The organism is Mesorhizobium sp. M0771 (assembly GCF_040320155.1).
Classification (GTDB): Bacteria; Pseudomonadota; Alphaproteobacteria; order Rhizobiales; family Rhizobiaceae; genus Mesorhizobium.
The window spans coordinates 60,334-79,600 of sequence record NZ_JAMYPC010000007.1; the positions used below are offsets into that span (position 1 = coordinate 60,334).

General features: G+C 63.3%; 19 protein-coding genes. 5 read left to right on the forward strand and 14 right to left on the reverse strand.

Annotated elements, in window-relative coordinates; translation table 11 throughout:
• Positions 1 to 2: 2 nt before the first annotated feature.
• Positions 3 to 821 carry an ABC transporter ATP-binding protein gene (locus NKI05_RS13005; RefSeq protein ID WP_081727371.1) on the forward strand — a complete coding sequence of 273 codons (819 nt, stop codon included), beginning with the start codon at positions 3 to 5 and terminating at the stop codon, positions 819 to 821.
• A gap of 27 nt (positions 822 to 848) precedes the next feature.
• Here the strand turns inward: NKI05_RS13005 and NKI05_RS13010 are convergent, their stop codons facing one another.
• The gene (locus NKI05_RS13010; RefSeq protein WP_050594098.1) at positions 849 to 1,292 is read right to left on the reverse strand and encodes a DUF4437 domain-containing protein; all 444 of its coding nucleotides are present in this window, start codon (positions 1,290 to 1,292) and stop codon (positions 849 to 851) included.
• Positions 1,293 to 1,474: 182 nt separating this feature from the next.
• Positions 1,475 to 1,822: a GFA family protein gene (locus tag NKI05_RS13015; RefSeq protein WP_023815725.1), complete on the reverse strand. Its 348-nt coding sequence runs from the start codon at positions 1,820 to 1,822 to the stop codon at positions 1,475 to 1,477.
• 116 nt (positions 1,823 to 1,938) lie between these two features.
• Here NKI05_RS13015 and NKI05_RS13020 point away from each other — a divergent pair, with 116 nt between their 5' ends.
• Positions 1,939 to 3,237 (forward strand): amidase, encoded by a 1,299-nt coding sequence (locus tag NKI05_RS13020; protein WP_023815726.1) that lies wholly within the window; start codon positions 1,939 to 1,941, stop codon positions 3,235 to 3,237.
• A 3-nt stretch (positions 3,238 to 3,240) separates the two neighbouring features.
• Here NKI05_RS13020 and NKI05_RS13025 read toward each other — a convergent pair whose 3' ends face one another.
• The 5 genes from NKI05_RS13025 to NKI05_RS13045 all read right to left on the reverse strand — a co-directional run bounded on the left by NKI05_RS13025 (position 3,241) and on the right by NKI05_RS13045 (position 7,526).
• A complete protein-coding gene (locus tag NKI05_RS13025; RefSeq protein WP_245261902.1) occupies positions 3,241 to 3,609 on the reverse strand; it encodes a hypothetical protein in 369 nt (122 codons plus the stop codon).
• Positions 3,610 to 3,677: 68 nt separating this feature from the next.
• A complete protein-coding gene (locus tag NKI05_RS13030) occupies positions 3,678 to 4,655 on the reverse strand; it encodes an NAD(P)-dependent oxidoreductase (protein ID WP_023815728.1) in 978 nt (325 codons plus the stop codon).
• Between the two features lie 85 nt (positions 4,656 to 4,740).
• A complete protein-coding gene (locus tag NKI05_RS13035; protein ID WP_023686625.1) occupies positions 4,741 to 5,457 on the reverse strand; it encodes a FadR/GntR family transcriptional regulator in 717 nt (238 codons plus the stop codon).
• 2 nt (positions 5,458 to 5,459) lie between these two features.
• Positions 5,460 to 6,629, reverse strand: coding sequence for a mandelate racemase/muconate lactonizing enzyme family protein (locus NKI05_RS13040; protein WP_023686624.1), 1,170 nt, complete (start codon positions 6,627 to 6,629; stop codon positions 5,460 to 5,462).
• Between the two features lie 9 nt (positions 6,630 to 6,638).
• Entirely contained in the window at positions 6,639 to 7,526 is an 888-nt protein-coding gene (locus tag NKI05_RS13045) for a sugar phosphate isomerase/epimerase family protein (RefSeq protein ID WP_023692016.1), read from the reverse strand.
• A 398-nt stretch (positions 7,527 to 7,924) separates the two neighbouring features.
• Between NKI05_RS13045 and NKI05_RS13050 the strand changes: the two genes are divergently transcribed.
• The 3 genes from NKI05_RS13050 to NKI05_RS13060 all read left to right on the forward strand — a co-directional run bounded on the left by NKI05_RS13050 (position 7,925) and on the right by NKI05_RS13060 (position 11,161).
• Positions 7,925 to 8,980 (forward strand): sugar phosphate isomerase/epimerase family protein, encoded by a 1,056-nt coding sequence (locus NKI05_RS13050; RefSeq protein ID WP_023683011.1) that lies wholly within the window; start codon positions 7,925 to 7,927, stop codon positions 8,978 to 8,980.
• An 18-nt stretch (positions 8,981 to 8,998) separates the two neighbouring features.
• A complete protein-coding gene (locus NKI05_RS13055; RefSeq protein WP_023815729.1) occupies positions 8,999 to 10,186 on the forward strand; it encodes a Gfo/Idh/MocA family protein in 1,188 nt (395 codons plus the stop codon).
• Between the two features lie 123 nt (positions 10,187 to 10,309).
• Positions 10,310 to 11,161 carry a sugar phosphate isomerase/epimerase family protein gene (locus NKI05_RS13060; RefSeq protein WP_023737513.1) on the forward strand — a complete coding sequence of 284 codons (852 nt, stop codon included), beginning with the start codon at positions 10,310 to 10,312 and terminating at the stop codon, positions 11,159 to 11,161.
• A 300-nt stretch (positions 11,162 to 11,461) separates the two neighbouring features.
• Here NKI05_RS13060 and NKI05_RS13065 read toward each other — a convergent pair whose 3' ends face one another.
• The 7 genes from NKI05_RS13065 to NKI05_RS13095 form a co-directional block, all read right to left on the reverse strand.
• On the reverse strand, positions 11,462 to 12,478 hold the full coding sequence (locus tag NKI05_RS13065; RefSeq protein WP_023815730.1) for a zinc-binding alcohol dehydrogenase family protein: 1,017 nt from the start codon (positions 12,476 to 12,478) through the stop codon (positions 11,462 to 11,464).
• Between the two features lie 70 nt (positions 12,479 to 12,548).
• Positions 12,549 to 13,514: an ABC transporter permease gene (locus tag NKI05_RS13070; RefSeq protein WP_023683015.1), complete on the reverse strand. Its 966-nt coding sequence runs from the start codon at positions 13,512 to 13,514 to the stop codon at positions 12,549 to 12,551.
• Between the two features lie 23 nt (positions 13,515 to 13,537).
• A complete protein-coding gene (locus NKI05_RS13075) occupies positions 13,538 to 15,061 on the reverse strand; it encodes a sugar ABC transporter ATP-binding protein (protein ID WP_023815731.1) in 1,524 nt (507 codons plus the stop codon).
• A gap of 148 nt (positions 15,062 to 15,209) precedes the next feature.
• Positions 15,210 to 16,202 (reverse strand): ABC transporter substrate-binding protein, encoded by a 993-nt coding sequence (locus NKI05_RS13080; RefSeq protein ID WP_023728566.1) that lies wholly within the window; start codon positions 16,200 to 16,202, stop codon positions 15,210 to 15,212.
• A 12-nt stretch (positions 16,203 to 16,214) separates the two neighbouring features.
• Positions 16,215 to 16,430: a hypothetical protein gene (locus NKI05_RS13085; protein WP_023669815.1), complete on the reverse strand. Its 216-nt coding sequence runs from the start codon at positions 16,428 to 16,430 to the stop codon at positions 16,215 to 16,217.
• Between the two features lie 73 nt (positions 16,431 to 16,503).
• Positions 16,504 to 17,502 (reverse strand): aldo/keto reductase, encoded by a 999-nt coding sequence (locus tag NKI05_RS13090; protein ID WP_352757843.1) that lies wholly within the window; start codon positions 17,500 to 17,502, stop codon positions 16,504 to 16,506.
• A 52-nt stretch (positions 17,503 to 17,554) separates the two neighbouring features.
• Positions 17,555 to 19,060 carry a UxaA family hydrolase gene (locus NKI05_RS13095; RefSeq protein WP_023728563.1) on the reverse strand — a complete coding sequence of 502 codons (1,506 nt, stop codon included), beginning with the start codon at positions 19,058 to 19,060 and terminating at the stop codon, positions 17,555 to 17,557.
• Between the last annotated feature and the right edge of the window lie 207 nt (positions 19,061 to 19,267).

Below are 19,267 nucleotides of genomic sequence, written 5' to 3' on the forward strand. Positions count from 1 at the left end.
CGGTGTGCGTCGCCCTCTCAACTCTCACGCCGTCATCCTCCGGCTTGACCGGAGGACCCGACGCCGAGATCAAGGATCGTGTCGACCGCGCCGCCAAAACACTCAGGATCGAACATCTGCTCGACCGCAAGACCGATCGTCTGTCCGGCGGCGAAATGCAGCGCGTTTCGATCGGCCGCGCCATCGTGCGCAAGCCGCGCGTGTTCCTGATGGACGAACCGCTGTCGGCGCTCGACGCCAAACTGCGCGAGGCGCTACGCACGGAACTGAAGAACCTGCAGATCCAGCTCGGCGCCAACTTCCTGTTCGTCACCCACGACCAGATCGAGGCGATGTCGATGGGCGACAAGGTGGGCGTGCTCAACCATGGCCGCATCATCCAGACCGGCACGCCGCACGAGATCTACAACAATCCGCGCGATACCTACGTGGCCAGCTTCGTCGGCTCGCCGCCGATGAACCTGATCGATGGCAAGCTGGTCAACGGCCGCGCGGTGATGGCGCCGCTGAATTTCGAACTGCCTTTCTCTGGGGGTGCCAAGGCGGGCGGTGCGACCGACGGTCGCCCGCTCGTCTTCGGTATTCGACCTGAGGATGTGTATCTTGAAAGCGGTGCGCCGGTCGAGGCACGCGTCCACGATGTCGAGAACCATGGCGTGGAAAAGATCCTGACTCTGCGGGTCGGCGACACGACGCTGCGCGCCACGGTGCCGGCCAGAACCGATGTCCACATCGAGCAGCCGGTGCGCTTTGCCTGGAATCAGGACAAGGTGGTGCTGTTCGACAAGGGCAGCGGCGTGAGCTTGCGGCACGCCAGCTAGTTGCGGTCGAACGACGGCGCCGCCTGACTATTTCTGGAAGTAGGTCTCGTAAGGCGTATCGTTGATCAGCAGGATCACGCACTCCGTCTCCGAGAGGCAGGCGTCGTCGTGCATCTCGTTGGCCTTCTGGGTCCAGTAGGATCCCGGCGGCAATTCGACCTTCGTCGCTTCGCCGCCGTCCATTTGCCAATGCGCCCACAGTCCCTTGATGACCACCGCGCGATAGTCGGCGGTGTGCGCATGAACCGGCGCGCGCCAGTTGCCGGGAACTTTCAGCAAGGTGCCCGCCGGGCCTTTGGCCCGGTCACCCCACAACGGGCCAAGGCGATGCGGCTGGTCTGGCACTTCGGCGACATAGGGGATCTTGTCGGCCGGGAGATAGCTGTCCTCGAGGGCAAAGGCGCGAGCGGGAAAGACGCAAGACGGCGAGCGCCAGAAACGCGCCGTCTTCGGCGGCCTGGTGGTCGACAATGCCGGTGTGGCCAGCGCCTTCGCCTATTGTGGCGCTGCGACCTTGCTGGCGGCGATCGTTGTGTTCGCGCGCGGCCCTAAGCGCGTCGAATAGCCGATAGCCATCCTTGGCTAAAGCAGCGGGCCCGAGAACTATCAAGGTTTTCGGGGCGTTGCTTTTGTGGTGAGAGGCCACCGTAGGGTCAGACCGCGCGGCCGTCGAAGTCGAAGACCGGCAGGCCGGTGGGATCGAAATCGGCGACGCAGTTGAGGTTGACGTAGGCGCTGCGTTCGCTGCCCTGACTGACATCCTCGGCAAAGGGATGGATGCCGCAGGTCCGGCAGAAGCGATGCGCCATTGCATGATTGCCGAATGTGTAGGTGCCGAGATCGTCGCCCCACGCCAGCACCGTCAGGCTGTCATGCGGGATGGCGGCCAACAGCGCGCCCTTGCGCGAGCAGATCGAACAATTGCACCTCACGGCGCCGGTCAGCTGCGCCTTGAATTCGAACGCAACCTTGCCGCAGTGGCAGCTGCCTTTGTACAGCATCAGTCCCTTCCTATCGCTGGCAGGTGCAAAGGCACGCTGTCCGGGCTATTCCTTCCGCTGACCTAGCGGCCCATATGCCTTAAAGACGCTCCACCTTGACGGAATCCGACATCGACATGCAATCAATCCGCGATCGTCTCGAGATCATCCTGTCACGTCTTGCCAGTTGCGCGGCAGGCGAGAAGGTGTTCACCAAACTCTATGCCGAGGCGGCGCGCGCAGCGGCCGAGGCCACCGATGCGCGCAAGAAGGCCGGCGTATCGCTCGGGCCGCTCGACGGCACCATCGTGTCGATCAAGGATCTGTTCGATGTCGCCGGCGAGCCGACCACGGCCGGGTCGCTGATGCTGAGGGACACCGCGCCCCGTCGGCACGACGCTGCGGTCGTCAGCCGTCTGCGCCAGGCCGGCGCCGTCATCATCGGCAAGACCAACATGACCGAATTCGCCTTCACCGCTATCGGCGACAACATGCACTACGGCACACCGGGCAATGCCGCCGACACCAGCCGCATTCCAGGCGGTTCGTCGTCGGGCGCCGCCGTGTCCGTTGGCGAGGGGACGAGCGACATTTCCATCGGCTCCGACACCGGCGGTTCGGTGCGCATCCCGGCATCGCTGAACGGCGTCGTCGGTTTCAAGCCGACGGCGCGGCGCGTGCCGCTGACTGGTGCCTATCCCCTTTCCGCGACGCTGGATTCGATCGGGCCGCTGGCGCTGAGTGTTGCTGCGTGTGCCCTGGCTGACGCCGCGATGACGGGCGAGCAGATGCCGCAACTGCACCTGCCGTTAGCGCTTGCCGGGCTTCGTGTCGGCATTCCGCGCGGCCTGCTTTTCGAAGACACGGAAACGGAGATTGCCGCCGCGTTCGATCGCAGCCTTGCCGGGATCGAGCAGGCAGGCGCGTGGCTCACGGACATTTCGATCGACGACCTCATTGCCGATCTGCGCCTGGCCACCAAACGCGGCTCGATCGCGGCCATGGAAGGTGCTGAAATCCATGCCGACTGGCTGGCGACGGGCGCATCGGTGCCGGTCGATCCCCATGTCAGCGGGCCGCTGTCGCGGGCGGCGGCCATACCGACGCCGGTTTATATCAGGGCAATGCGTCGTCGCGCGGCACTGTGCATAGCCATGGACGAGCGGTTGGGTTCGGTCGATGTGCTGGCTCTGCCGACCACGCCGGTGACAGCGCCGACTATCGTTTCGATGGCCGAGGATACGGCTCTGCGTGAACGCACCGAAGGTCTGCTGCTGCGCAACACCCAGGTCGCCAACCAGTTCGACCTCTGCGCGATCTCGCTGCCGATGCCCGGCATGACGCTGCCGGCCGGGCTGATGCTGGTGGCGCGCAATGGCCACGACCACCATCTGCTGCGCATCGCGGCTGAAATCGAGCGGCTGCTTGGTCGGTAATAGTCAACCCGACGAGCAGTGCTTGCGTTCGCTGTCCTTGGCGGTGCGCAGGATGCCCGTCGCGAACAATGTCGGCACGTCGTGCTGCTTGCCGTTGAAGCTGTGTGGCCGGTTCTCGATTGTTCCTGTGACAACGAGCTTGCCGGCATAGAGCTTGTCGGAAAGGTCAAGCGCCTTGTCCTGCTGCGGCAAGCCGTCGATGTCGACCCACACACCCTTGACGACCTTTCCGGTGGCGAGGTCGAGCGCGCTGGTAGAAGGGCAGGGCGCCATCACGCAGCGCAGGCCGTTGTCGCAAGGCACGTAGCTGCTTTCGGCCTGAGCCTTGGCTGTCCCTACGCTTGTACCGGCAATCAGAAGAAGAACTCTCACGACGCTCTTGACCATATCGGCGAAGGTCGCCGCCAAATCCGCGAAAATTGAGGCGGCTTGCAGAAACGTCAGTCGGCAGGAAACCGTCTGCGGTAATGCTCGACCACGTCGGGATTGCGCAGATTGACAGGCAGCCGGTTGGCCAGCACCAGCAAGGTCTCGCCGGCCGCGCCCACGCCCATGCGCATCATCGATTGCTCGGTGATCCCCGCCATATGCGGGGTGACGATGACATTGTCGAAACCGAAATAGGGATGGTTTGCCGGCAGCGGCTGGGTGGCAAAGACGTCGAGTGCGGCGCCGCCGATCCGGTCTTGGCGCAAGGCCTCGATCAGCGCCTCGTCATCGATCACCGGCCCGCGCGAAATGTTGATCAAAAGCGCTTCCGGCTTCATGCGGGCAATGCGTTCGCGGCTGATCAGTCCGCGCGTTTCCGGCGTCAGCGGGCAGCAGAGCACGATGATGTCGCTCTGTTCGACCAGCGCATCGATCGACAGGAAGCCGATCCTGTCGGGTGCCGGCTGCATGCTGCGGGTCGTCGCCACGACGTCGAGGCCGAAGCCGTGCGCGGCGATATGGGCGACCGCCTGACCGATGGCGCCGAAGCCGATGATGCCGATGGTCTTGCCGGCAAGCTCGCTGGCATGGCTGGCGTGGTCGCGGCCGGCATTCCAGCCCTTGGCGCGCAAGTCGCGGTCGACCGAACGGAAGCGCCGAAGCAGGGCAAGGGCCGCGAACATCACATATTCGGCGACCGAACGCGCATTGACCGCCGGCACGTTGGCGACCAGCACGCCGGCCGCGGCCGCGGCCTCCATGGGCACCATGTCGAGCCCGGCACCGTGGCGGACCGCTGCTCTGAGTTTCGTGGCGTTTTCGAACAGCGACGGCGGCAGCGGTGCGCGAACGATGATGACGTCGGCATGCTTCGCCTCGGCGGTCAGCGTTGCCGCATCGAGCGCTGAGGCGACGACGAGTTCGCCGGCGCCCGCCAGCATGGCGGAGGCACGCGGGTGCAGCGTGTGCGTCGACAGGATTCTGGGCATGGGGCTCTCGCTAGTCGCAATTCTCAAAGGAAAGCGCCGCGCGCTTTTCCCAGAAAAACCGTTTCACACCTTTCCTGGAATTGCACTAGACCTTCTCAAGTGCCAGGCTTTGCGCTTGCGCCTCCCGGCCCTCGATGATCCCCTTCCAGTAGCTTTCCGCGCCTTGCAGGTGGGCGCTCATCAGCGCCTGGGCGAGATTGCCGTCGCGACGCAGCAGCGCCTCGTAGATCTGGATATGCTCGGCATGCGAGCGCACTGAGCGCTCGGGATCGTTGAAGTAGATCGGCAGCCGCTGCTCGCCCATCAGGTAATAGACACTGCAGATATTGTGGAAGACGCCGTTCTTGGTCGCCCGCACGATTTCGAGGTGGAATTCGCGGTCTTCCTTGGCGAGGCCTTCGCCGGCGGCGATGCACTCCTCCGAGGCTTTCAGGATCTCCCGCAGGCGTTCGAAATTCTCTTCGGTGGCACGCGAACAGGCAAGTTCGGCGGCCTTGATCTCGTGGATCTTGCGCAGTTCGACGGTTTCGTAGATCTGCACCGGATCGAGCGGCAGGCCCGCGCGGGCGAAAAGAGCCAAGGCTTCTACACTGGCCTGCCTGGTGTCGACATAGATGCCGGATTTGGCGCGGCGCTCGACGATGCGCATGGCCTCCAGAATGGCCAGCGCTTCGCGGATCTGGCCGCGGCTGACGACGAAATGCTCCGCCAGTTCGCGCTCCGAAGGCGTGCGGCCGGTCTCCTTGTCCGAATGGGCGAAGAGATAGGCGGCGAGCTCGGCGAGAAGGTTCTTTTCTTTCATCGTCAACCGCGTTGCGCGTGCGCCTCCAGGAACCGCTCCGAAATGGTGAATCCCAGACCCGGCTTTTCAGGGATCGCTATCATACCGTCCCTTGCTTCGACAGTCTCTTCGATAAGATCGTGGATCATCGGGTTGGCGCCGAGCGAATATTCGACGGTAAAACTGGCAGGCGAGGCCGCACAAACATGCAGGCCGGCGAAGAAGCATGGCGCGCCGGCCCACAGATGCGGGGCAAAGCGCAGATTGAAGGCACTGGCGATGGTGCCGATCTTCATCGCCTCGCTGATACCGCCGCAAAAGGCCGGATCCGGCTGGAAGATGTCGGCGGATTTCAGCACCGCGAGATCGCGGAAGGCGTAGCGCGTCGCTTCGCTTTCGCCGGTGGCGATCGGGATCGAGCCCGAGGCGCGCACCTCGGCCATACCAGCCTTGTCGTCGGCGATAACAGGCTCCTCGAACCAGGCGAGGTCGAGATCGCTGGCCAGGCTGATGAAGCGCTTGGCCTCGGCCACCGTATAGGTGCCATGCGCGTCGACCATCAACTCGACGTCAGGACCGAGCGCCTGCCGTGCGGCGCGGACGCGGGCGGCGGAAATGTGCGGGGCGCCGTCCATGGCGCCGACGCGCATCTTCAGCGCCTTGAAGCCGCCTTTGGCGATGTAGGATTTGAGCTGCTCGCCGATAGCCTCGGCGGCAGCCCAGCCGCCGGAGGCGTAGGCCGGCATGCGGTCGAGCTTGCGGCCGCCGATGAGCCGCCACACCGGCTGTCCCAACGACTTGCCCAGAATATCCCAGAGCGCGATATCGACGGCGCTGATTGCCGCAATGCTCATGCCGCGCCGCGCCAGCTGCGGCATGGCATGGCCGGCGCGCGCGGCACTGTCATGGCGCACGCCGTTGTAGAGCATCTCCCAGATCATGCCGATGTCGGCGGGGTCGCGGCCGATCAGCTGCGGCCCGACCTCGTGATTCAGCATGTAGACCAGCGCACCATAGCTGCCGGCGCTGCCGGCGGCGTTCTTGCCCTCGCCCCAGCCGATCAGCCCGTCGTCAGTCTCAATGCGCAGGATGGCGGCGTCGAACGTCGTCACCTGGCCAAAGTCGCTGCGATGCTGCTTCGCGGCCTCAATCGGCACGCGGACCCACCACGCCTGGACCGTTTTGATGCGCATCCCGATCGGCTACTTGATTAGCGGCAGCAGCGTTTCGGCCGTGATGCGCATCTGGTCGGTGTAGAATTTCTCCGTCAGCACGCTGGAGCCGTGATCCTGGATGAACTTCAGCTGTTCGGGAGAAATGTCGACCGGATTGCGCTCGACCATGTCGGGATAGGGCGCGGCTGGTGTGCGGTCGACTGGCGCGACGAATTCGTTCGTCAGCGCGCCGTCATAGCCGACTTCCTTCAGCGTCTGCACGATCCGTGGCCAATCGATCTGGCCAAGGCCGGCGGCAAAGCGGTTGTTGTCGGCGACGTGGAAGTCGAACAGCCGTTTGCCGACCTGACGGATCGCGTCATGGACGTTAAATTCTTCCATATGGATGTGATAGGCGTCGAGGCAGACGCCGCATTCGGGGCTGACCGCATCGGCCAGGGCCAACGCCTGCGCGCCGCGGTTGAACAGATAGGTCTCGAAGCGGTTGAGCGGCTCGACCGCGATCTTGACGCCGACCTTCTTGGCATGGGTGAAGCATTCGCGGGTGGCGTCGACCACCCACTTCCATTCCTCTTCCTCGGTGCCGTCCGGTACCACTTTGCCGACGGTCGCGGGCACCAGCGTTATGATCTCGCCATCAAGTTCGCTGACCATGGTCAGCACGTCCTTGACGTACTGCACCGAGCGTTCGCGCTGGCCCTGGTCCCTGGCGGCAAGGTTGCGTTCGCCCAGCATCAGCGTCACCGACCCCCAGCAGCGGATGCCGTATTCTTTCAGCAGCGCGCGGGTCTCCTTGGTCTTGTATTGCTCGGGCTCGCCGGAAATCTCGATCGACTCGTAGCCGAATTTCTTGATGCGCTTCAGCGTCACCTCCAACGGTTCCGCGCGCATCCAGTTGTGCGTCGAAAGATGCATGGTCTATCCTTCCCAGAATTCGTCTGTGCCAGTTCGCCTGCGATGCGCCCCACAAGGCGCGTCGCGTGTTTCCTCCCCAAGGCGCTCCAGCGTTTTTGCGCAACTGGTTCGACCAATTGGGCCCTAATGGAGGTCTACAGCAATTTTTGTCGCGCGGCAAGAACCGCCGCGATGCGATATCGGCATCTGTGTACCGTATTGATTATGCTGGTATATATCGCCAAAAATGGAATGCCCCGGCAGCTTTGCGCGTGAGTCAAATGGCTTGACCCATTTCCGGTATTTGGTAATACCAGAATGCCATACGAGAATGCACATCACAAGAGACCAAAGAGGCTGGCCCTGCTTTCATCAGGCGCTATGCTTGGTCCTTGGAAAAATGAATTGGGAGGATGCCGATGCCGTCGACAATGAAGGGTCCGGGGCTGTTTCTGGCGCAGTTCGCGGGGGATACCGCGCCGTTCAATTCGCTGGCCTCGATCACCAAATGGGCGGCCGGTCTCGGTTACAAGGGCGTGCAGATCCCGACCTGGGATGCACGCCTGTTCGACCTCAAGAAGGCGGCGTCTTCCAAGACCTATTGCGACGAGGTGAAAGGCGTCTGCACTGATGCCGGCGTCGAGATCACCGAGCTGTCGACGCATCTTCAAGGGCAGCTGGTGGCGGTGCACCCGGCCTATGATGCCCAGTTCGACGGCTTTGCACCGCCTGCGGTGCACAACAACCCCAAGGCCAGGCAGAAATGGGCGGTCGAACAGATGGAGTTCGGCGCCAAGGCCTCGAAGAATCTTGGCCTGAAAACCTCGGTGACGTTTTCCGGCGCTCTGGCCTTCCCGTATCTCTATCCCTGGCCACAGCGGCCGGCCGGGCTGATCGAGGAGGCCTTTGCCGAACTCGGCAAGCGCTGGAAGCCGATCCTCGACGTCTATGACGAGAACGGCGTCGACGTCGGCTATGAGATCCATCCCGGCGAGGACATCTTCGACGGCGCAACCTTCGAGATGTTCCTAGATGCGGTTGGCGGTCACAAGCGCTGCAACATCAACTACGACCCGTCGCATTTCCTTTTGCAGCAGCTCGACTATCTCGAATTCATCGACATCTATCACGAGCGGATCAAGGCCTTCCATGCCAAGGATGCCGAGTTCAATCCGACGGGGCGGCAAGGCGTCTATTCCGGCTATCAGAGCTGGACCAATCGCGCCGGCCGCTTCCGCTCGCTTGGCGACGGGCAGGTCGATTTCGGCGGCATCTTCTCCAAGCTTACCCAGTATGGCTACGATTCCTGGGCGGTGCTGGAATGGGAGTGTTGCCTCAAGCATCCGGAGGACGGCGCGGCCGAAGGCGCGCCCTTCATCCAGCACCACATTATCCGGGTGACGGAAAAGGCCTTTGATGATTTCGCCGGCGGCACCACCGACAAGAAGATGCTGCGCGCCATGATGGGTATTTGACACAAGCAGGAGAAAGACATGGTCGGCGCATCGAAGTCGGAAGCGGGGGGCGGCCCGATCCGCTATGGTATGGTCGGCGGCGGCCAAGGCGCCTTCATCGGCGCGGTGCACCGGATCGCGGCGCGCATGGACAATGACTTCGTGCTGGTGGCCGGCGCCCTGTCGGCCAATCCCGAGCGCGCCAAGGCTTCCGCCGCCGAACTCGGTCTCGACCCGGCGCGCAGCTACGCCTCCTATGCCGAGATGGCCAAGGCCGAGGCCAAGCGCCCGGACGGCATCGAGGCGGTGGCGATCGTCACCCCCAACAATGTGCACGTGCCGGCGGCCAAGGTCTTCCTCGAGGCGGGCATCCACGTCATCTGCGACAAGCCGCTGGCGACGACTTTGGCCGAGGCCAAGAAGCTCGCGGCCGTGGTTGAAAAGACCGGCAAGGTGTTCGTGCTGACGCACAATTACACTGCCTATCCGATGATCCGGCAGGCGCGCGAGATGGTGGCCAAGGGCCAGCTTGGCGACATCCGCATCGTGCAGTCCGAGTACCCGCAGGACTGGCTGACCGAAGATCTTGCCGCCACCGGCCAGAAGCAGGCGGCGTGGCGCTCCGACCCCAAGCAGGCGGGCGCGGGCGGCGCGCTCGGCGACATCGGCACGCACGCCTACAATCTGGCGCGCTTCGTCTCGGGTCTGGAGCTCGGTTCGCTGTCGGCCGATCTCGACGCTTTCGTGCCGGGGCGGCTGCTCGACGACAATGTCAATGTCATGCTGCGCTTCAAGCCGGTCGGCAAGGTGCATCCGGCCAAGGGCATGATCTGGGCGAGCCAGGTGGCGCCGGGCCACGAGAACGGGCTGAAGCTGCGCATCTATGGCTCTAAAGGCGGGCTGGAATGGGTGCAGGCCGATCCGAACTATCTCTGGTACACGCCGTTTGGCCAGCCCAAGCAGCTGCTCACCCGCAACGGCGCCGGCGCGCTGCCGGTTGCGGGACGCGTCAGCCGCGTTCCGTCTGGCCATCCGGAAGGCTATCTCGAAGGCTTCGCCAACATCTACCAGGAGGCGGCGCGCGCGATCCGCGCGGCACGCAAGAAGGGCGGCAAGCCGGGCAAGGACGTGGTGTTCCCGACCATCCAGGACGGCGTCGAAGGTATGGCGTTCATCGAGGCCTGCGTGAAGTCGTCGAAGAAGAACGGGGCGTGGACGAAACTTTAGGTAGCGCCGGCGCCAAGTCTCTTCTCCCTTCGGGGAGAAGGTGGCCGCTAAGCGGCCGAATGAGGGCGCATGGTGCGAGGTGCGAAAGAAACCAGCGCGCCGTCAAATGGGGAGGGGCTGTCGATGAAAATCGGCATGTGCATGTTTTTGTGGACGACTTCCGTGTCTAAGAAACACGAGCCGTTGCTGCGCGACATCAAGGCGACCGGCTTCGACGGCGTCGAGATACCGATCTTCTCAGGCACGCCAGAGGACTACAAGAAGCTTGGCGATTTGCTCGACCGCATCGGGTTGGAGCGCACGGCTGTTACGGCGATGGGCGACCCGGCGATGAATCTGATTTCGCCGGATGCCGCGACCCGCAAGGCCGGCATCGGCTACATGAAATGGGCGATCGATTGCGCCCAGGCGCTCGGCGCGAGTACGCTGAGCGGGCCGCTGCATTCGACGCTCGGCGCCTTCTCCGGCAGCGGGCCGACCGCTGCCGAGAAGAAGCGCTCGATCGCCTCGCAGCGCGCCATTGGCGATCATGCCGGCAAGCGGAACGTTACCATCGGGTTGGAGGCGCTCAACCGTTTCGAGTGCTATCTGCTGAACACGATGGCCGATCTGTCCGAGCACGTCGATGCCATCGACCGGCCGCACATCAAGGCGATGTACGACACCTTCCACGCCAATATCGAGGAAGCCGACCCGATCGGCGCCTATACGAAGCACCGCAGGAATGTCGTGCACATCCACATTTCGGAGAACGATCGCGGCGTGCCGGGACGCGGGAACATTCCGTGGAAAGAGACTTTCGCGGCCATCCGCAAGAGCGGCTATGACGACTGGCTGACGATCGAGGCGTTTGGCAGGTCGCTGAAGGATCTGGCGGCGGCGACCAAGGTGTGGCGGGATTTTTCCGAGACGCCGGAAGCGGTTTATCGCGAGGGATACAGGCATATCAGGGATGGGTGGAAGCGGGCGGCTTAGCCGCTCACTTCCTCATCCACGGGCGGAGCGGGAGCGCAGCGGACGCGGCGCAGACCCGAGGACCCATGCCGCGACTGTCGCGCGCCGCAGCGGTGCAGGTAGGAGATGCGAATGGACGCCTCTTTTGCACCGCTGGATTCTAGCGCAGACGTCACCGAATGAATCCTCGGGTCTGCGCCGCGTCGCTTCGCTCCTTGCTCCGCCCGTGGATGAGGAAGCGACGGGCCTTTTCGCAAATCGCCGAGGTATGCGATCTGCCTTAACTCGGCACTTATCGCTCCACCAAATTTTTCGGATGTCTTACCCCACCTCGATCACAGCCTTGATCAACCCCGATTTCTCATGCGCCCAGCGGGTGAGATCATCCGGCGTGCCGGCCAGCGTGGTGCGGTGGGTGACGAGTTTTGCCAGCGGCACGGCGCCGTTGCGGATCGAGGCGGCGACGTGGTCGAAATCGACTTTCAGCGCGTTGCGGCTGCCGATCAATGTCATTTCGCGCTTGTGGAATTCCGGGTCGGAAAAGACGATGTCGTCCTTGACGACACTGACCAGCACGAGCGTGCCACCATGCGCGACATGGGCGAAGGCCGACTGCACCGAGGCGGTGTTGCCGGTGGCGTCGAAGACGATGTCGAACCCTTCGCCGCCGGTTGCCTCGCGCACCAGTTCGGCTGCCGCTTTTTGTGAGCCGTCGAGCGTGGCGAAGCCGAGTTCGCCTTTTGCAAAATCCAGCCGCTCCGTGCTCATGTCGAGCAGGCTGACATCGAGCCCGGCGATGCGCGCAAACAGCGCTGCGCCAAGGCCGATCGGCCCGGCGCCGATGACCAGCGTGCGGGCGCCTGGTTCGGCGCGGGCACGCCGTACGGCATGCGCGCCGATGGCGAGGAATTCCACCGCCGCCGCGTCGGCCAGAGATAGGCCGTTTGACGGATAAAGATTCTCTGCCGGCACCAGGATCTGCTCGGCCATGGCGCCGTCGCGATGCACGCCAAGCACTTCGATCCTGACGCAGCAATTCGGCTTGCCGTGCCGGCAGGCGATGCATTTTCCGCAAGCGAGATAGGGATTGATGATGACGGGCTCGCCCACGGCAAGGTCGACATCTTCGCCGGTCTCGACGACGGTGCCCGACACTTCGTGGCCCATGATGCGGGGATAGGCGAGGAACGGGTGCTTGCCTTCGAAGATGTGGTAGTCGGTGCCGCAGATGCCGACATGGCTGACGGCGACCAGCGCCCAGCCGGCAAGCGGCGCTCCTGGCGCCGGCCGGTCTTCCAGGACAAGCTCGCCGGGCGAGCGGCAGACAACAGCTTTCATTCGGCAATTCCAGTGTTCAAAAAGGCGCCGGTCCGTTGTTGAGCGGACCGACACGGAAGGTCAGGGAGGATTACTTGCCGCGACGGCGCAGGCCGTCGAAATAGACGATGATGATGATCAACGCTCCGGTGATGATGCGCTGCCAGAACGAGTTGACGTTGAGCAGATTGGCGCCGTTGTTGATGGTGGCCAGGATGAAGGCGCCGAGCAGCGGGCCATGCACCGAGCCGACGGCGCCGAACAGCGAAGTGCCGCCGATCACCGATGAGGCGATCGCCTGCAACTCCCAACCTTCCGCCTGGGTCGGGTTGCCGATGCCGATGCGCGCCGCCAGCAGCACGCCGACGAAGGCCGCGCACAGGCCCGACAGCGTGTAGGCCATGTAGATGGTGCGCTGGACATTGACGCCCGAGAGGCGCGAGGCCTCGGCATTGGATCCCACAGAGAAGAGATAGCGGCCCCAGCGGCTGTGGTGCAGGAAGATGTAGGCCGGGATACCGACCAGGATCACCATCCAGAACAGATTGGGGATGCCGACAAAGGAACTGCGCGAGAAGGCCGTGAAGCTGTCGCTGTTGATGTTGATCGAATTGCCGTTGGTCATCAACAGGCCGATGCCGCGCAACGAGGTCAGCGTCGCCAGCGTGATGATGAAGGGCGGCAGGCCCATCTTGACGATGCCGAAGCCATGGAACAGGCCGATGGCAACGCCGACCAGCAGCGTCACCAGAATGGCGACCCAGATCGGGAAGCCGGCATTGATCATCATGGCGACAATGACGGTGGCGAAGCCGACCACGGCGCCGACCGAGAGGTCGATGCCGCCGGTGATGATGACGAAGGTCTGGCCGACCGCCATGATGGCGATCATCGAGCCCTGCCGCAAAAGATTGGCGATGTTGTTGGAGGAGGCGAAGCTCGGCGTCGCCACCGACAGCACGATCCAGAGCAGAACCAGCAACGCCAGAAGCGTCAGCCCGAACAGGACGTTGTAGTTCCGTTTCGGTTTTTCGATCGCGACGGTTTCGATGCTCATGGTTCCTCCCGTTTCTTGTTTTGTCAGCCGATCGCCTGCGTCAGCACGTCTTCGTGGCTGGCGGCGCGAAAGCCATGGCTGGCGACCAGTTTGCCGCGCCGGAACACGTGCAGCGTATCGGCGAGCTCGTAAACCTCGGGCAGATAGGACGAGATCAGGATGATGCCGGCGCCCTTGGACAACAGTTCCCCGAACAGGCGGTAGATCTCGGCCTTGGTGCCGACATCGACGCCGACCGTAGGCTCGTCGAAGATGAACAGCTTAGCGCCGTGCGCCAGCCATTTGCCGATAACGATCTTCTGCTGGTTGCCGCCGGACAGGCTGGAGGCCAGTGCGCCGCGTGTTGGCGTTTTGATGCGGAGGCCGGCGATCTGGCGATCGGCTTCAGCCTTTTCCTTCGTGTTCGAAATCAGCAGGTTGTTGGAGATGCGCTTGTAGATCGGCAGGTTGAGGTTGAGGCCGACCGGCAGGTTCAGGCACAGGCCCTGGTCGCGGCGGCTTTCTGGCGCCAGCGCCATGCCGAGCTTGATCGCGTCGTGCTCGGAATTGATGTGGACCGGCTTGCCTTGCCAAAGGACCTGTCCGGCCGACTTCTTGTGGCGGCCATAGAGCGTGGTGACGAACTCGCTCCGCCCTGCGCCGATCAGGCCATAGAGCCCGACGATCTCGCCGGCGCGCACCGACATCGAGACATTTTCGAAACCCTTGCCCGACAGGTTTTTCGCTTCAATGATCACGGCACCGGGGGTGAAATGCTCCTTGTGGTAGACTTGCTCGATCGAGCGGTTGATCATCATCTTGACCAGCTCGGCGTCATTGGTCTCGGCAATGTTGCGGGTGCCGACCAGCGTGCCGTCGCGCAGCACCGAGACGCGATCGGCGAGTTCGAACACCTCTTCCATGCGATGGCTGATGTAGATGATGGTGACGCCTTCGCCCTTGAGCCTGCGGATCAGCGTGAACAGCTGGTCGGCTTCCTTGCGGGTGAGATAGGCGGTCGGCTCGTCGAAGATCAGGAATTTGGTGCCGCGCACGGTGGCGCGGGCGGCGGCGATCAGCTGCTGCTGGCCGATGGTGAGGTCACCCAGCATGACATGCGCCGGCAGGTCGAAGCCGAGACCGTCGATGATCTTCTGCGCTTCCTTGACCATGGCGCGCTGCTGCAGGATGCCGAAGCGCGAATTCTCCTCGCCGAGGAACATGTTGGCGGCGACGGTGAGATGGCGACAGAGCACGACCTCCTGATGCACGGCGTTGATGCCCAGCGCCATTGCCTCGTGCGGGGTTGCCAGCGCTGCCGGCTTGCCCTCCCAGATGACATCGCCGGAGGTGCGCGGCATGACGCCGGTCAGAAGCTTGATCAAGGTGGATTTGCCGGCGCCGTTCTCGCCGACGATGGCGTGGATCTCACCTGCCTTGAAGGCAAGGTGAACGGGCTTCAGCGCATGCGTGCCGGGATAGCGCTTTTCCAGCCCGTGCAGTTCGAGGATCGTCCTGCCGGGCGCTAGCGTTGGGGCCGGGTGCAGTTCCTGCGCCATGGGCGTCATGACAATCCTCCCAGATTGGCCTTTACGATTGGCACGTCGCGATGCAGTCAAGCCGCATTGTCGAGGTGATTCAAGCCGGTGGATATTCAAGCTTGTATCCGGTGTTTCCGGGGCGCGAGGCCCCGGAAAGGATTTTTGGTCGACGGGCTCAGAGCTTCGGGTTGAGCAGGGCGTCGATCTTGGGGTCTTTCATGTTTGCCTTGGTCACCAGGTTGGCGCCTGTGTCGACATTGGCCTCGACCTTCTCGCCCTTCGAGGCGGCGAGCGCGGTCTTGATGCCGTCATAGCCCATCCGGTACGGATCCTGGACGACGAGCGCGGAAATGACGCCGTCATTGAGGAACTTGATCAGCTTCTCGTCGCTGTCGAAGCCGACCAGCGCCAGCTTGCCGCCAAGGTTGTTCTCGGCGACTGCCTGACCGACGCCCTGCGCCATGATCAGGTTGGACGCGAAGATGCCCTTGAGGTTCGGGTTGGCGGTGATCAGGTCGGTGGCGATGTTGAGACCGGTCGTTGCCTGGCCGTCGGCATATTTGTCGGCGACGAGCTTCAGCCCCGGATATTTCGCGGCCAGCTGCTCGGTGAAGCCCTGCTTGCGCTGCTCCAGCGAACCGGCGCCCGGCGCGTTGGTGATCAGGGCGACGTCGCCCTCGATCTTGCCGCCATTGGCTTCGCCGATGGCTGCTGCAAGACCGTCAGCGGCTACGCGTCCGCCCTGCACATTGTCGGTGGTCAGGAACGAGGTGAACGCCTTGGAGTCGGCGCCGGAGTCGATGCCGATGACCTTGACCTTGCTGGCCGCTTCATCGATCGGCTTGCCGAGCGCCTTGAATTCGGTCGGCGCGATGACGATCGCGGCCGGGTTGCCGGCGACGGCATTCTCGAGGATCGAAACCTGGCCGTTGACGTCGGTTTCAGCCTGGGCGCCGAGTTCGGGTACGTTGACGCCGAGATCCTTGCCGGCCTTGCGGGCACCGGCCAGGACGATCTGCCAGTAGAAGGATGTGGTGTCCTTGACGATGATCGGAATGGTCACGTCCGCCGCCGAAGCGGGCGCCGTGTGCAGCGTGCCTGCAAGCATCGAGGCGGCAGCAAGTGCCACCAGTGAACGGCGGTTGAGAATGCTGGTCACGAATTTCATTAGGAATCCTCCCTAGATCGCCCGGTGAAGGTTGCGGAAGCTCCATTTGGATAGGCGCGGCCCAAACAGAACTTTATCAATAAAAAACAGTTGCCGCTTTTTGATAGTGCATCGGTCCGGCCGACGCAAGCGGTGTTTCATATCGGCCTGCGCATGGCTTGGCGGGGAAACCTCCCTGCCGATCCTCAGTGCCACGTCCAGACGCTCCCGATCCTCCTTGATCATCATGGAATATTAATTCCACCGTCGAGTCAATATGGAATATTCATTCCTTCTTGAGAGCCGTGATCGTGGCGTTTCGTCAGCCGAGCTCCTGCACGATGGTATAGGGAGCGTAGCGGGCGAATTCCGCTTGCGGCACCTGGACGTCGAACAGGTCGAGGTTGCGCGTCAGGTTGGCGGGCTTGGCCGTTCCGGTCAGCACGCTGGCCACGACAGGCTCCTGCAGCGGAAACTGCAATGCAGCCGCCGCCAGCGGATATCCGCCCTCATCAGCGATTTTCTCCATCGCGCCGACACGCTCGAGTATGTCCTGCGTCGCCGGCAGATAGTCGAAATGCGCACCGTGCACCGGTCCGGTCGCCAGGATGCCGGAGTTGAAGACGCCGCCGATGATGAGCGAAGTCTGTCGCTCACGACACAGCGGCAGCAACTCGGCTTCAGCCGAGCGGTCGAGCAGCGAATAGCGGCTGGCCAGCAGGATGCAGTCGAGCGGTGCTTCGCGCAATACGTCGAGGCAGATCTGCACCTCGTTGACGCCGAGCCCATAGGCGGAAATCACGCCGGACGTTTTAAGCTCTTCCAGCGCCTTCAACCCGCCGTCCACCAGCTGGCGAAAGTGCAGCTTCGTCTTCTCGACGCCATGTGTGTAGGTGCCGATGTCGTGCACAAACAGGATGTCTATCCGGTTCAGCCCGAGCCGCGCATAGGAGAACTCGACCGAGCGCATGATGCCGTCATACGAGTAGTCGTAGTCGAGCGCGAAGGGCAGCGGGTCGACATAGGAATGATCGGGAACCTGGTCTTCCGGCACCGGGCGGAACAGCCGTCCGACCTTGGTCGACAGCACATAGGAATCCCGCGGCTTGTAGCGCAGGAAATCGCCGGTCCGCCGTTCCGACAGGCCGAAGCCATAGAAGGGCGCGGTGTCGAAATAGCGCAGGCCGGCATCCCAGGCTGTCTGCAGCGTCTCCATCGCCGCTTCGCGCGGACAGGCACGGTAGAGCCCGCCGATTGCCGCCCCGCCGAAGCTTATCTCGGTGACCTCGAGCGCAGTCGTGCCGATGCGGCGTTTGTCCATCCACAGCCTCCCCTTGTGAGCCGTCTTTGCAGCCCGCTTTTTTCGTCGGTGGTTACAGCGTCGCGCCGAGGTGCCACGGCACGAACTCGTTGTCGCCGTAGCCGAACGCCTCGCTCTTGGTCTTGCGGCCCGATGCCGTCTCGACGATGAGCTCGAAGAGCTCCCGGCCCATGCCGGCGATGGTCTTTTCACCCGAAGCGATGACGCCGCAATTGACGTCCATGTCCTCTTCCATCTGGTGGTACATGGTCGAGTTGGTGGCGACCTTGATCGACGGCGTGGGCCGGCAGCCGAAGCAGGAGCCGCGGCCGGTGGTGAAGACGATGATGTTGGCGCCGCCCGCCACCTGACCGGTCGCCGAGACCGGGTCGTAACCGGGCGTGTCCATGAACACCAGGCCACTGCCGGTGACCTTTTCGGCATAACCGAAGACGCCGTTGAGCGGAGTCTGGCCGCCTTTGGCCACGGCGCCCAGCGACTTTTCCAGGATGGTGGTCAGGCCACCGCGCTTGTTGCCGGGCGAGGGGTTGTTGTCGATCGAGGCGCCGTGCTTGGCGACATGGTCCTCCCACCATTTGACGAAACCGTCGAGCTTCTTGGCGATCTCCGGCGTTGCCGCGCGATAGGCGAGCAGATGTTCGGCGCCATAGATCTCCGTCGTCTCCGACAGGATACCGATGCCGCCGACGCCGGCCAGGATGTCGACCGCCGCTCCCAGCGCGGGATTGGCGGTGATGCCCGACATGCCGTCGGAACCGCCGCATTGCAGGCCGACGACGATCTCCGAGACCGGGATCGGCTCGCGCTGATACTGGCCGACTTCCTCGGCGATTTCGGCGAGCACGCCCATCGCCTTTGCGACCGATTTGCGCGAACCGCCGGCGTCCTGGATGTTGAAATGGCGTTTTCCCGCCGCCGCACCCTTCTGGCCGTAAAGGGTGAGCTGGTTGACCTCGCAGCCGAGGCCGACCATCAACGCGCCGCCGAAATTCGGATGGCGGGTGTAACCGGCGAGCGTGCGGTGCAGCACCATCATGCCGTCGCCGGTGCCGCTCATGCCGCAGCCCTGGCCATGGACGATCGGGACGAAGCCGTCGATCCCCGGATATTTCGGCAACAGCACGCGGTTGGCCTCGTCGGCAATGGCGTGGCAGACGGTGGCCGAGCAATTGACGCTGGCGATGATGCCGATGAAGTTGCGCGTGCCGGCACGGCCATCGGCGCGACGATAGCCCATGAATGTCCGGGCGCGGTCAGCTTCGGTGGCATGCTCCGCTTCGCTCGGCGGCACGACCGGCAGACGGCCGGACTCGAAGACCAGATTGTGCGAATGGACGTGGTCGCCGGGCGCGATGTCCTGGGTGGCGCGGCCGATGGCCTGGGCATACTTGACCACCGCCTCGCCGGCGGCGATAGGCTTGATCGCCACCTTGTGGCCGGGCTCGATCAAGGCCGTGGCGACGGCGCCGCCGGGCAGAGGGGTGCCGATCTCGATGCGGCCATTGGCGACCGCGACATTGTCGGCGGGGGACAGAAGAATGCTGTTCGAGGCGTTCACGGGCAGTTTCCTGGGTCTGTTCCTGGGGATGCGCGGATTGACACGCGTCTGTTTACATATAATGTCTTTTATCGTGAAAAAACATTTGTGCGTCAATTGTTTTTTCAGGAGGAGACCATGCGTCCGATGGACGCTTGGCTTGTGGGGAGCGGCGTCTGACACGCAGAGCGTTTTGCTTTGCCGGGTGAGCGCCAGGACATATGTGAT